Source organism: Pseudomonas sp. NDM (assembly GCF_003105095.1).
GTDB lineage: Bacteria > Pseudomonadota > Gammaproteobacteria > Pseudomonadales > Pseudomonadaceae > Aquipseudomonas > Aquipseudomonas moraviensis_A.
On sequence record NZ_QETJ01000059.1, the window covers coordinates 15,585 to 28,916 of the forward strand.

Annotated in this window: 11 protein-coding genes; 6 read left to right on the top strand and 5 right to left on the bottom strand. The window is 59.4% G+C overall.

The window, feature by feature from the left end:
• Window positions 1-52 precede the first annotated feature (52 nt).
• The 3 genes from DCO47_RS14205 (at window position 53) to DCO47_RS14215 (ending at window position 7,397) form a co-directional block, all read left to right on the top strand.
• Window positions 53-1,759, top strand: a complete 1,707-nt coding sequence (locus DCO47_RS14205) for a hypothetical protein (protein WP_256590158.1) — start codon at window positions 53-55, stop codon at window positions 1,757-1,759.
• Between the two features lie 69 nt (window positions 1,760-1,828).
• The gene (locus DCO47_RS14210; RefSeq protein ID WP_256590159.1) at window positions 1,829-5,314 is read left to right on the top strand and encodes a calcium-binding protein; all 3,486 of its coding nucleotides are present in this window, start codon (window positions 1,829-1,831) and stop codon (window positions 5,312-5,314) included.
• A 307-nt stretch (window positions 5,315-5,621) separates the two neighbouring features.
• Window positions 5,622-7,397 (top strand): hypothetical protein, encoded by a 1,776-nt coding sequence (locus DCO47_RS14215; protein ID WP_256590160.1) that lies wholly within the window; start codon window positions 5,622-5,624, stop codon window positions 7,395-7,397.
• 42 nt (window positions 7,398-7,439) lie between these two features.
• Here DCO47_RS14215 and DCO47_RS14220 read toward each other — a convergent pair whose 3' ends face one another.
• The 5 genes from DCO47_RS14220 to DCO47_RS14240 form a co-directional block, all read right to left on the bottom strand.
• Window positions 7,440-8,018 carry a hypothetical protein gene (locus DCO47_RS14220; protein ID WP_116658311.1) on the bottom strand — a complete coding sequence of 193 codons (579 nt, stop codon included), beginning with the start codon at window positions 8,016-8,018 and terminating at the stop codon, window positions 7,440-7,442.
• Window positions 8,019-8,087: 69 nt separating this feature from the next.
• Complete coding sequence (locus tag DCO47_RS14225) at window positions 8,088-8,318, bottom strand: hypothetical protein (protein ID WP_042610592.1); 231 nt, start codon at window positions 8,316-8,318, stop codon at window positions 8,088-8,090.
• 113 nt (window positions 8,319-8,431) lie between these two features.
• Complete coding sequence (locus DCO47_RS14230; RefSeq protein ID WP_042610593.1) at window positions 8,432-9,022, bottom strand: LON peptidase substrate-binding domain-containing protein; 591 nt, start codon at window positions 9,020-9,022, stop codon at window positions 8,432-8,434.
• Window positions 9,023-9,032: 10 nt separating this feature from the next.
• Window positions 9,033-9,749, bottom strand: coding sequence for an LrgB family protein (locus DCO47_RS14235; protein ID WP_016773013.1), 717 nt, complete (start codon window positions 9,747-9,749; stop codon window positions 9,033-9,035).
• On the bottom strand, window positions 9,749-10,111 hold the full coding sequence (locus DCO47_RS14240; protein WP_016773012.1) for a CidA/LrgA family protein: 363 nt from the start codon (window positions 10,109-10,111) through the stop codon (window positions 9,749-9,751). Before DCO47_RS14240 ends, DCO47_RS14235 begins: the two co-directional genes overlap by 1 nt.
• 193 nt (window positions 10,112-10,304) lie before the next feature.
• Here DCO47_RS14240 and DCO47_RS14245 point away from each other — a divergent pair, with 193 nt between their 5' ends.
• The 3 genes from DCO47_RS14245 (at window position 10,305) to DCO47_RS14255 (ending at window position 13,259) form a co-directional block, all read left to right on the top strand.
• Window positions 10,305-10,760: a MaoC family dehydratase gene (locus DCO47_RS14245; protein ID WP_016773011.1), complete on the top strand. Its 456-nt coding sequence runs from the start codon at window positions 10,305-10,307 to the stop codon at window positions 10,758-10,760.
• A gap of 102 nt (window positions 10,761-10,862) precedes the next feature.
• A complete protein-coding gene (locus tag DCO47_RS14250) occupies window positions 10,863-12,590 on the top strand; it encodes a C13 family peptidase (protein WP_042610594.1) in 1,728 nt (575 codons plus the stop codon).
• Between the two features lie 27 nt (window positions 12,591-12,617).
• Window positions 12,618-13,259: an oxidoreductase gene (locus tag DCO47_RS14255; RefSeq protein ID WP_064364048.1), complete on the top strand. Its 642-nt coding sequence runs from the start codon at window positions 12,618-12,620 to the stop codon at window positions 13,257-13,259.
• Window positions 13,260-13,332 lie beyond the last annotated feature (73 nt).

Below are 13,332 nucleotides of genomic sequence, written 5' to 3' on the forward strand. Positions count from 1 at the left end.
AGCCAATAGTCCGGTCCATGACTACTGGCTGTCCGAAGCTTTTGTGCACGGAATGAACCCCGCGGACGCTGACGGATTTCGCTGGATCGTCGGCAGAAGATTTGTCGATGTCGAAATTGACGGCGCAATCAAGACCACCCATGTTGACCTGGATGAGTCCGGCGTATGGCGCAGCAAGCGCTTGACCGAACGCACCGCCTCCGGCCCGCGCCTTTATAAAAACGTCGACAGCCCGACCTGGCGCCTGACCGAACAACCGGTGCCGCAGCGGGCCGGGGTGACCGTGAGCGTACAGCCCGATGCCGCCCCTGTTGCCAAGCGCCCGCGTTTGACCTCGATGACCACGCCTATCGATGAAAGCCGTTACCGCGCTTCGCAGCGTTCGCCGGATGCCCAGGGCTACTACGAAATGCAACCGGTTCTGAGGTCGAACGAAGACGGCATCCAGTTTGCTTTCAGGGATTCTTTCGGCAACCTCAGGCGGGTCGATCCTCCGGAAGGCGGTTTCAACGCATCTCCCACGCACCTCAAACAGTGGACCGATCTGGAAATCTGGCAACTGTATGGGCTGCAAGGCCGGGACATCACGCGGTTTCGTGTCGAAGCCGAGGCCGCAGGCACACCCCCACAGTGGGCAGATCCGGTGAGCACGGAAAATCCGGCCACCGACTTGCTGCGTGACGCTTTGCGCTGGCTGCACCCGGGCTTGAGCCTGGCAGAGCGCGAAGCCGTTCTGCAGTCCTACAACCTGCTGCCGGATCAACTGAAGCGTTTGCAGCAGGAGATGAAAAAGCAACTGGCGATTCCTGCATGGGCCCAGGCACACAAGCGGCTGCTGGACGATGTCGACAATCCGCACCGCCTCGATCAGTTCGCCAGGGATGCGGTTGAACAGCTGAACCTCAAGCGCAATGCCCGCCACGACTGGTATCACGCCGAAAACTTTCTGACCCCCGAGCTACGCGAAGCGCTGCTCAAGCGACTCGGCTATCTGCGCAACAAGAACAACTGCCTGTACCGCACCGATATCCCGGCGCTGTTTCGCGGTGACGAGCGCACCCCTTTCGAATTGGCAAGCGACGGCACCATGCTGCCGCGCTACCACCATGAGCCCGGCGCCACCACGCACAAGCCGATCAGCGCAACGTTCAGCCTCAAAGAAGCGCAGGTGTATGCCAGCGCGCCCGATCCCGAGTACCTGCGTTTCAACAGTCAGATGCATAAGTACCCGGGGCGGGATGCCGCAGACAGCAGCTCGGACAGTGACGCAAGTGATTCTTCGAGCAGCTCGTCTTCCCACTGGTCTGACCCGGCCAGCCCCGTGACATGGGATCACGAGCGCGGTTATCGATCCACGCGCACGCGCCAGACGGAGATGTTCCTCTACGCCCTCGACACCCGGAACCTGGAAGTCGTCCCCCACGAAGAAAACATGATGTTCAATGCCACCGCGCGCGACACGCCGCCGACCTGGTTCCCCAGCGACGATTTCGAGGGGCTGATTTCGGTCACCCGCAGCGGTCTCGATGCCGAGCGCATCTGGCTGCTCAACAGTGCCCAGACCAAAGGCGCCAGGGTGATGGACATCAAGGACATGGCCGGCAACAGCGCCGAGCGGATCGAAGCGGCTACCCATGCCGGGCATGCCAACAAGTTCGAATACGATCGATTGATCGACAAGGCCGAAGCGGCCGCTCTGCCGATAGTCAGGCTGTCGGGCAACAGGAACGAGTCCGGGCACGACATCGTCTGGTCCTGAAACGCAGATGACACAGGCAACACCGGTAAGGAAACCGGCTCTTCAAACACACCATTAAAGGATTAAGACGTGTCGAAACTCATCGTACCCTCCGCGCACATTGCCAATGTGCGCCTGCTTCAGGTCACGCCGATCGATGCCTCGGCCAATGTCCATGCGCCCTCGACAGGCAATCTCCATCATTTGCCTTCACCCGCTCTCGAAAACAACGCTGATGCCGCCCACCGGCAAAGCCTCAGGTCTCTCGACAAGTATTACGGCCCATTGCGCATCGGCGAGTTCACGACCAGTCGGGTCGAACTGCAGGCATTGGGCGCCACGGTCAACGGGCAACCCGTCAGCCCGGCCAATACCGATATGAAAAATGCCGATCAGGCCTTTCTGGATGGCCTTAATTTCGAAGCGGCAAAAGTCGAAGCCCGACTGCAGTCGGTCGACATTCCGGACAGCGCCGTGCCTGCCATGCTGTTTTTTGAAATCGCCTGCAAACGCTCCATCGATGCCGGGCCGTTGTTCATCAGCGATACGCCCATCGGTACCGGGAGCACGATGGAGCGCCTCAACCAGCTCGGCAAAGCCGCGCAAAAACTGGGCATCCATCGGGCCGATTCGTTCGAAAACACCCCCGGCTGGGTTAACAGGAACAAAAGCTATTTGATGAGCGGTGCAGGCGTGGGCTTGCAAGCCTTCGGCATTTACAGCGGCTACATGGCCATGGCCGACGCGATCAGAAAGGGTGACAAGCTGGAAGCGATCTTCCAGGGCGGATCCATCGCAGCGGAACTGGGCTCGCTGATCATCGAGCAGGGCCTGACCAAAACCGGCGAGGCAATGCTCACCAACGGCGGCAAACTCTTCAAATATTTCCCGCTGACGTCGGTGGGCAAATACATGAGCCGCGGGGCCGGGATGTTCGCCAGCGCGATCACGCTGCCCTTCGATATCATCGACGCCGTCAAATCGTTCAACGCCGCCGCGGCCACATCCGGTAAAGAGGCCCAGGATCACTACGTCAGCGGTGCCATGAGTGTCGCCGGTGCGGGGATCAGCCTGGTGCTGGGCGTCGCCGCCCTGGCCGGTTTTGGCAGCGTTGCAGGGCCCGTCGGCCTCGTCGCTGCGGCATTGTTGATCGCCGGCTCAATGATCTACCAGGCTGCACGAGTGGTTGACGATATCGACGACTACATCGAGCTGACCGCCCATGAACGCCTGCGCTCGGGCTGGTTCGCCTTCACTGGCAAGGAGCTGGACACCGAGGTAATGGATCGCTTCAAGCTGTCCAAAGGCTATCGCGACCATGAGAAACAGCTCGAACTGTCAGCCAAGGACATGCTGGAGGGCGCGTACAAAAATTCCATCGAACATGTGGTGAACGGCGCCTTCCGCGCCGAATTACAGGCTGTCGAGCTATGGCGTTACGTCTGGGACGAAAGCACCGGGGAGAAACCGTTCAAGCTCGACAATCAGGCAGTGATCGTCGGCGCAGACGATGTGATCGATGCCCGCGATGGCTTGCCCGCGGATCTCAAGGGCAAGGTCAGCGGCAGCGCGGGTGAAGGCAAAGGCGTGTTCTGGCGCATGGGCGATGGCAATGATCGCGTCGTCGGCGTCAAGGCGCAGCCCAACCTGTTCACCTACCGCGACGGCCACAAGGCCCTCACCGGCGGCGACAAGAACGATGCCTTCTATCACGAAATCACCGCCCGGGAACTGGATCGCTCGGGCAAACCGGCCCATGTCAACGTGCTGGACGGCGGAGGCGGCGCTGATATGGTGGCGTTCGAAGGCAGTCGCCCGACCAGTGACACGCGCCACGTCGGGCATGACATCAATCTGCAGACCGGCAAAGTGATGCTGCGCGGCCTGGATCCGCAGGCCGAAGGGATCGAAGTCGCCCACCTGACCTCTTTCGAGAATGTCTCGACCCTGCGCAAGGGCACCAGTCACGTCACGGGTACGGCCGACGCCAATCAGATTTCTGCCAACGGATACGACCGCGTCAAGGCCGGCGACGGCAATGACACTATCGCTATCTTCGGCAACGAATGTCGGGTCGACGGGGGTCACGGCGAAGATCGTTACTACATCGCCAACACCAACGCGCGGACGACAATCATCGAGGAGGGTGAACATTCGAGCGTGGTCGAGTTCGGCTGGGCGCGGGCGGTCATTCAGCGCTGGCAGCTCATCGGCACTTCACTGGTGATCACCTCGTTGCGCGGCAACGATGGCTGCGACCCCGACCATGTGCTGACTCTGGAAAACGTCTATCAGATGGTCGACGGCCAACGCCAACTGAAAAACGCCCGATGGCTGTTCCGCACTCAGGACGAATATGAACTGCTGGCGCTGCTCCCGGCTCGACCTGGTGAAGCAGCGAGTCAGGACATCGAGGTCGCTGTGACCGTCAACGGTCGACCGGCACCTGCCCCGGCCATCATCAATGGCGGCACGGTGACGATCACCCCTCAGGGCTTGCACCGACACTTCGTTGCACGCACGGATCGTCGGGTGGAGTTCGTTGCAGCGACTGCTGCCGCTGCCACGGCCAGCACGGTTTACCTTGACTTCAAGGCCAGCGAAATCGTCGACGCGGTGCTCAGCTACCAGGTCGAAGTGCGTAACGGCGTTTCGGGCAATACCCACCTGATCTACAAAGACATTTGCCTGTCGCTTCTGCTGCCCGCCAAAGCAGTACTGTTTAAAGGCGTGATAACGACCATCGCCGCGGCCACGGGCTACAGCGGCCGCAACAGCCTGAAAGTCACCACCCCGTTGCTGGCGCAAGACATCGTGCTGGTCATGCAGGATGAAGTCTCGTACCGCCTGCAGGTGCCCGTGCTGGACTACGAAGAGGACGCCAGAAATCCCGGTACGCGGGTGTCCAGCACGCGCAGCTGGCTGAAAAGGCGCAATGGCAACTACCTGTTTGTCCAGCCCTTGGTCAGCGAAAAACCGGTGCTGACTGCGCAAGCGAGCAAAGTGGTCATCGAGCCACGCACGCACACAGGCATCTACGTACTCGAGGGCCAGAGCGCGACATACGACGTTTACCTAGCCAGCAACTGCATCGTGCGCCTGTCCACCCCGGGCGCCGCGGCGAAAACGGCGAATGCGTCAACGTGGAATCTGTTCACTCGCACGCTGAGCGAAACCGTCAAACGTGACGATATCCAGCTTGAGGACAATCGCTTGCGCATTGCCAGCGTCACCATCGAACTGCCGGATATCGAGGATGACACGCCTGTGGAATCCATCAGCGTGGTGACCTCCGCCGGCCATATCTATGAAGTCTCGCTGCTGTTTGAAGTGTTGCAGCTGTACGTCATCAATGCCCGCAGCTACGCCAGCGTCGACGCACTGGTGGCCGACATCGAGCAGCACAGACAGCGCAACGAACTGGCGGCACGAGTTTACGTAACCGACATCGGTTACCAGCCCGACACCGAGGGTACGCTGACTTACAACTCGATCAGAAAAAGCTGGAGCCTGACGACCGATCCGCAGAAACACTTGAACCTCGACGATCTTTTCATCCCCATCAGCGGAACCTGACCGCGACCGCTCCAGATTCAACAACGTGCCAGTGCGGGCTCCGATGCCCGGACTGGCACCCGCTCACCACGGCCCATGGAGGGCCGACTCGCAAAAAAAGGATTTTCCCATGCGACAAAAACCTGGGGGCGTACGCCCTTCATTGACGCCAGATGCATCGACTTCAACATCCCGCCCCTCTCATCCTGAGCGCACGATGGATCTGGACTTGCACTTGCCCGTGCGCATGAGGCCGGACGATCCGCACTGGTTGCCCGGACCTGTCACTGGCCACCCTCACAGCAGTCTTGCAAAAACAGAGCCTGGCATGACAATTACGCAGATTCCGCAAACGCAGGCACTTCAACGTCGAGCGGCGGCATCACCCCTGGAGCCCTATTTGCAGAGGATTGATGAGACGTTGAGTCACAATGCCGACGGATTGAAGGTCTACAAGGGTCGCACGTTCGCCGACATCGCCAACGATGACGGGGCAGCTTCCGGACTGACAGTGATGGTGGCGTTTCACGATCTGATGAAGGCCTGGCGCGCCAGATTGCCGAGCGAGCGGGTTCCTTCAGGGCCTGCTCTCTATCGCGTGAACGACAGTAATGTCTGGAGTCTGAAGAAGCCGCTCGAGTACTACGACCCCATGCAGTACGCGTCGTCTTATACCGCGGATGCGCGGGGCTACTACTCGGTTCGCGAACACCGGGCGATTGAGCACACTGGCCCGTATGGCAAGTGGCATGAATTCACAGTAGTGAAACGAGAGGCAGGTTTCGCCCTGGCGGATGAGAATGGACGCTTGATTCGGGTTGATCCGAACGAGGCACGGGGCGATGCATCTGTCCCGCTGAAACTTGCGCATTGGAGCGATGGTGATATCTGGAGCGTATACCGCCTTGAGGGCGCACAGGCGCTGGTATTCCGAATCGAAGCAGAAGCCTTGGGAAGAGCGCCCGACTGGGCTACGCGCTTCAACGAGCCGGATACTCACAAGTTTCTGAGCGACTCATTCAGATGGTCATATCCACACAGGTCCGAGACGGAACGTGCGCACATTCTGCGCAGCTACAACTTGAGCATGGCTCAGCAAAAACGTCTGCGACAAGACATGGAGCATGGGCGATTCCCCGATTGGGCCGAACAGCACAAACGCCTGACCGAGAATCCGCTGGATGACACCCGCTTTGCGCAGATTGCAGAAGAGATGCAACCTCTCGTTCTGAGAATGAGAGAGGAAGGCGAGAGCTCTGAGTTCGACTCACATCCCGTAGAGCAGCGCTATGAAGAAAACTTCCTGAAAAGTTATCTGGAGCATGCAGGCTACAAGAGAAACAAGCATGGCTACCTTTACCGAACAGACATCCCGGCCATGTTCCGTGCTGACTTGCGCACGCCTTTTGAACTGGCTCGAGACAAACGCCTGGTGAAATTGCGGGGCAATCCTTCCGACTCCACGACCAAATCGGCTTTCAGCGCGACATTCGGCGCGGCCGATGGCTTGAGCTACATGGGATTTGATTACTACTCCAACCCAAGGCACTACAACAGTCAGGCCAATCGTTATCCGGGGCATTTCTCCGACAGTGATTCGTCGAGTGGAAATCGACACAGTTCAGCCAACGATTCCGAGACTTCGTTTGAAATGGACAACTCGCGTGACTATCCATTGCTCCGTCGCAAGCAAACGCTAGGTTTCCTGTACGTCATCGACACTCGGGGTATCGAGGTGGTGCCACGAGTGGAAAACATCTATCTGAACAACAAGGATTTCGACGGCGATACCCTCGAAGGCCGGATATCAATGCCGACGCGAGGTATCAGTGCAGAGAGGATATGGCTGGTGAGTTCGGACTTGAGCCAGGCGGCCAGAGTCGAAGATATCTTGCGCAAAGCCGGGAACTCCGCTGAGGCTATCGAGAAAGCCACATGGGCAGGCACCGACGGGGCCGATTACATGCGCCATGGTGCCACTGCTTATGACCATTTGATCAATCGAATAGCCCGCTCCGGCGGTGTCGTCTTGAAGTTGCCAAAAGGCGAAAACACCTACTCCAACGATGTGACCTGGCCAGTGCCCGAACATTATCGAGCCTGACAAAAGGCGCCATTCATTTAAAAATGAATGGCGCCTTTTTTATCAAGTAACCGCTGAACGCTCGTCGATGACCTGGATCACAAATATCGCAGGTTTGTTATTGAAGGCGTTATGCCCAGTGCTGTTGGGATCGACCGCGAGGAATGTGCTCATTCCGCTGCTTATATGACGATACAAGGGCCTGTCGTGAGGCTCGCCGATCAGCTCGAGCCAGGCAGGGCCGGATTTGAAATGCCTGAAGCTGGCCTTTGAAACACCGGTAGTGCTGATTGAAAAGTACTGCTCTGGGGCACTGGTGCTGGCCAACAGATTATGAGTCTTGTCCTCCAGGAATAACCGCGCGCCATCGAACATTCCCGCCAGCACCACACTGATGAGATATTCGTCACCTTTGGGGACAAATTTCAGCAACAGTGGTGTGTCGTCTTCATGGTCGGCCAGGGTTATGAAACTGGACACGCGTGAATCTGCGAGTCCTACTTCGGCCTCCAGTTTCTCGGCTCTGGTTATCCGCAGGTTGCGCAGAGCCTGTTGCAGACGTTGTTGATTGAGCACTACCGGCCGGCCATCAAGATAAAGATGCGCGGTGAATGTCTGGTTGTTTATGTTTGCTAAAGCCATGGTTGCCCACCTGTAAACACCTGCCGTCTGGTAACCGCAACGGCAGGCAACGCTGAAAAAGGGAAATAATCAGACCGCCGTCGCAGTCACGACGGTAGTTGCTGATGCAGACATCCGCGGCACTTCGCCGACAGGAACTTTTTCAGATTTTCTTTTACGGCGGGCTATCACCATCAGGTCCGCATAAGTTGATGCCGCGTCAACCACGTGCCTGACGTTATGATCCGTCTCGGCATGTTTCAAAATATACTTGCCAGCAATATCATCCCAAAATGCCCATTCATCTTCATATACAGTCATGATTCGTCCTTATTTTTATTCAAGTATCCCGCTTCCTGCGGGTCACCTGAAATTATGATAAAGACCGAACCAATACAATGCTGGCAGGCGTCCTGAGTTGATTCAGAGTGCAACTAGGCAAACAATTCACCCTGCAACTCATCCAGCAACGCCTGGATTGCGTCGAGCCGCTGCTGCGGGTCGTCGAGTTGCAGCAGATCGATTTTGTCTTCTTCGGCGAAAGGCAACAGATAGGCAAGCTGATTGGCCAGTGACTGTTGGCCCGCGGCTTCGGTGCCCATGTCCAGCGCTTCGACCATCGGGTGTTCCGCCAGCGCCTTGAGCAGCGCCACCAGATCGGCGTCCTCCTCCTGCAGCGGTTGCTCGGGCTCGTCGTCGAGCCACTCGACATCGGCGAGAATCAATTGATCACGCTGCACTTCGGTGCGCAGCACATTGAAGCGTCGCCCGCCCTGCACGCGGATGCCGAGCAGACCGTTGTCCTGCTGCTGGAAATCGGTGATCCGCGCCTCGCATCCCACCAGCGCGAACCCCTCCGGCGCCACACCGACTTCACTGCCTTCAAGAATGCACACCACCCCGAAGCCGACACCCTGCTTCATGCAGCGGCCGATCATGTCGAGGTAGCGTGCCTCGAAGATCTGCAGATCGAGATTGCAGCCGGGGAACAGCACCGTGTTCAGCGGGAAAAGCGGCAGACTCATAGACATTTCCTTACACCACCATCGACACCGCCAACGGCAGGAACACCGCCGTGGCCACGCCCATCAGACTCATCGCCAGCGCGGCAAACGCGCCGCACTCATCATTTTCCTGCATCGCCACCGCCGTGCCGACCGCGTGGGCGGTCATGCCCAGCGCCATCCCGCGCGCCTCGGGGCTGTGCACGCCAAGCCGGGTCAACAGCGCGGGGCCGAAGATCGCGCCGATCACCCCGGTGATCAGCACGAACACCGCGGCCAGCGCGGCCACACCGCCGATCTGCTCGGCGACCAGCATGGCGATCGGCGAAGTCACCGACTTCGGCGCCATGGTCATCAGGATCATGTGATCGGCACCGAACCACCAGCCCAGCGCCACGCCCATGCCCGTCGCCACTACCCCGCCTATCACCAGCGTAGTAAAAATCGGCCAGAACAATTGGCGGATCCGGCGCAGATTCAGGTACAGCGGCACCGCCAGTGCGACGGTTGCCGGCCCCAGCAGAATGCTGAGGATTTCGGTGCTCTTGCGGTACTCGGCGTAGGTCAGGCCGCAGCCGACCAGCACACCGATCACCAACAACATGGAGACCAGCACCGGTTGCAGAAAGATCCAGCGGGTTTTCTCGAACGCCGCCAGCACCAGTTGATAGGCACCGAGGGTAATGCCGATGCCGAACAGCGGATGGTGAATCACCGAGGCCCACGCGCCTTGCCAGTCGAACAGCATCAGGACTCCTCCGCCGGCGGCGCGTGACGCTTGACCAAACGTTGCATGAGCACGCCGGCAAAGGCCATCGACAGGATCAGCGAGACCACCAGCGCGCCGACGATCGCCCAGAAATCGGCGGCAATCGCCGTGGCATAGACCATCACGCCTACTGCCGGCGGCACCAGCAGCAACGGTAGATAACGCAGCAGACTGCCCGCCGCCTGGTTCAGCGGCTCGCCGACTTCACCGCGAATGATCAGGAACACCAGCAACAGCAGCAGCCCGATGATCGGCCCCGGCAATATCGGCAGCAGCAAGTGATTGAGCGCTGTGCCGAGCAATTGAAACAGCACCAGCAGGGTCAGGCCACGTAACAACATCTGACATCTCCGTCTTGTATTTCACCCAGCAGGGGCCCGGCATTATAAGCATGCCGGCGCTATGGACCGGCATTCGCCAAAAGCATGGTCGGTTGACCTGAGCAAATCGCCATGATGATCTACAGTGGTTCGCAGGCCGGTCAAATCCGCCACCAGAAAAACTATAAAACCGATGAACCCAAGGAGAGTCTCAATGCCCTATGTTCCCGTTGCAGAGCTCAAAGATTATGTCGGCAAGGAACTTGGACGTTCCGAATGGCTCACCATCGATCAGGAGCGCATCAACCTGTTCGCCGAAGCCACCGGTGATTTTCAGTTCATTCACGTCGATCCGGTCAAAGCCGCGCAAACGCCATTCGGCAGCACGATAGCCCACGGTTTCCTGTCGCTCTCGCTGATGCCGAAACTGATGGAAGACATCCTCGTGCTGCCCGAAGGCGTGAAGATGGTCGTCAACTATGGCCTGGACAGCGTGCGGTTCATCCAGCCGGTCAAGGTCAATTCGAAAGTCCGATTGAAGGTCGACATGGTCGAAGTCACCGAGAAAAAACCCGGCCAGTGGCTGCTCAAGGCTACCGCGACACTGGAGATAGAGGGCTCGGACAAACCGGCCTATATCGCCGAGCCGCTGTCACTCTGCTTCGTCTGATCATCCCGGATGCGAAGCAGCGCACGCTGTTTCGCGTCACGTCTCTATATATGCGATGCATAGCTGCGGCATACTCGGTCGCCTAATTGCCCGGATCCCGCTATGCGCTCAATCGCTCGACTTGCACCCCTTGCCCTGACCCTGATGCTCACCGCTTGCGGCGACGGCGAATCGCTGTTGCCGCCGGATGCGCGCCTGCCCGATGGCGGACGCTATCGCGGCGAACTGGTCGACGGCTTGCTGCAGGGTCAGGGCCGCGTCGACTACCCCAACGGCAGCTGGTACGCCGGGCAGTTCGACAAGGGCCAGTGGCACGGGCAAGGCGAATGGCACGGCAGCAATGGCGAGGTCTATCGCGGCCAGTTCCAGCAAGGTCTGTTTGACGGCCAGGGCAGCCTGAGCACTCATGCCAGCAGTTACACCGGCGGTTTCAAGCAGGGCCGGCGCGATGGCGAAGGTACGCTGAAAGAAAACGGCATGACCTATCGCGGCGAATTCAAGGCTGACCAGTATTCCGGCCTCGGCCGTCTGGAGATGGACGACGGCAGCTCCTATCAAGGCCAGTTCGCCCACGGCAAACCCAACGGTGAAGGCCAGCGCGGCGACGCCAGCGGCAATGCGTTCACGGGGCATTTCGTCAACGGTCAACTGGAAGGCAACGGCACTTACACCAGCGCCGACGGCGATATCTACGTTGGCGGTTTCAAGAACAATCAACTGCACGGCAAGGGCCGCTACGAGAATGCCGACGGCGACGTCTGGCTCGGCCAGTTCAAGGAAGGCGCGCTGAGCGGCAAGGGCGAATTGATCGGCGCTGACGGCAGCCATTACATCGGTGTGTTCAACGACTGGCGATTCACCGGCCAGGGCCGTTTGAACCTGTCCGACGGCAGCTTCTACGTCGGCGGCTTCGACAACGACAGCTACTCCGGCCGCGGCACGCTGGTGCTGACCGATGGTAGCGTGCTCAGTGGCACCTGGATCAACGGCCAGCGTGTGCGAGACGCCGACGGCAAATTGCTGCCCGACACCCTCGAGCTCGGTTTGCTCGCCCAGGGTCGTCTGCTCGACGAGGCGCTGTCGGCAATCCCGGCCTCGACCCCGGCGGTCGAGTTGTACACCCTGACCCTCGGTGGCGATGGCAAGCAAAGCGTGTTTCTGCGCGAATCCGACTACGTCGCCAACATGCTCAACACACGCTTCGGCGCCTTCGGCCAGATCCGTCTGGTCAATCACCGCGACCACCTCGGTGACCGGCCGATGGCCACCCGCGAGAACCTGCGCCGCGCCGCGCAAACCCTCGCCGAACGCAGCGGGCCGGAAGATCTGCTGTTCATTTATCTGACCAGCCACGGCACCGCCGAGCATGAACTGGTGCTCGATCAGCCGCGCATGGAACTGGCCGACCTGCCCGCCGATGAACTCGCCGCGGTGCTCGCGCCGCTCAAGCATCGCGACAAGGTCATCGTGATTTCCTCGTGCTATTCCGGCGGTTTCATCCCGGCATTGAAGGACGAACGTACGCTGATCATGACCGCCTCGCGTGCAGATCGGGTGTCGTTCGGCTGTTCGGAAGAAGCCAATTTCACTTACTTTGGCGACGCCCTGTTTGCTCAGGCGCTGAACCAGACCGACGATCTGGAACAGGCTTTCAAACTGGCCAAGGCCACTGTCGCCGAACGCGAATTGGCCGACGGTTTCGAAGCCTCGGAGCCGCAGATCTGGGCACCGAAGACCGTGCTGTCGCACTGGCAACTGCTGCGTAAACAGCAAGCGCGCAAAGCTTTGCAAAGCAGCGCATTGAACGACGCGGCGACAAAAGGCAACTAAGCTGAACAGTATCAAGGGAGAGACACTATGTACTTGACGCCTCAGCACGTATTGCTTGCCGGAGCCACCGGACTGACCGGTGAACATCTGCTCGACCGTTTGCTCAACGAGCCAACGATTACCCGTGTCCTCGCCCCATCACGCCGGCCGCTGGCCGAGCATCCGCATCTGGAAAACCCGGTCGGCGACCCGCAGACGTTTCTGCCGCAGCTCAGTGGCCGGGTCGATATCGCTTATTGCTGCCTCGGCACCACGATCAAGCAGGCCGGCTCCGAAGAAGCCTTTCGCGCAGTGGATCTGGACATGGTCGTGGCGTTTGCCAAACGAGCGCGGGAGATGGGCGCGCGGCACCTGATCGTGATCAGCGCGATTGGCGCCGATCCGAATTCCTCGGTGTTCTACAACCGCGTCAAAGGCGAGATGGAACAGGCCCTGCGCGCGCAGGACTGGCCGCAACTGACCATTTGCCGACCTTCGCTGCTGCTCGGCGAACGCATTGAACCGCGTCTGGCCGAACAACTGGCCGGGCCGTTATCGAAGCTGATTCCGGGGAAATACCACGGCATCGAAGCCTGCCAACTGGCACGGGCGATGTGGCGCCTGGCGCTGGAAGAACAGGATGGGGTGCGGGTGATCGAATCGGATGAGCTGCGCAAGTTAGGCAAATAACTCTGGGACTTTCAGAACCAAAAGATCGCAGCCTTCGGCAGCTCCTACAGAAGACCCCATTCCCCTGTAGGAG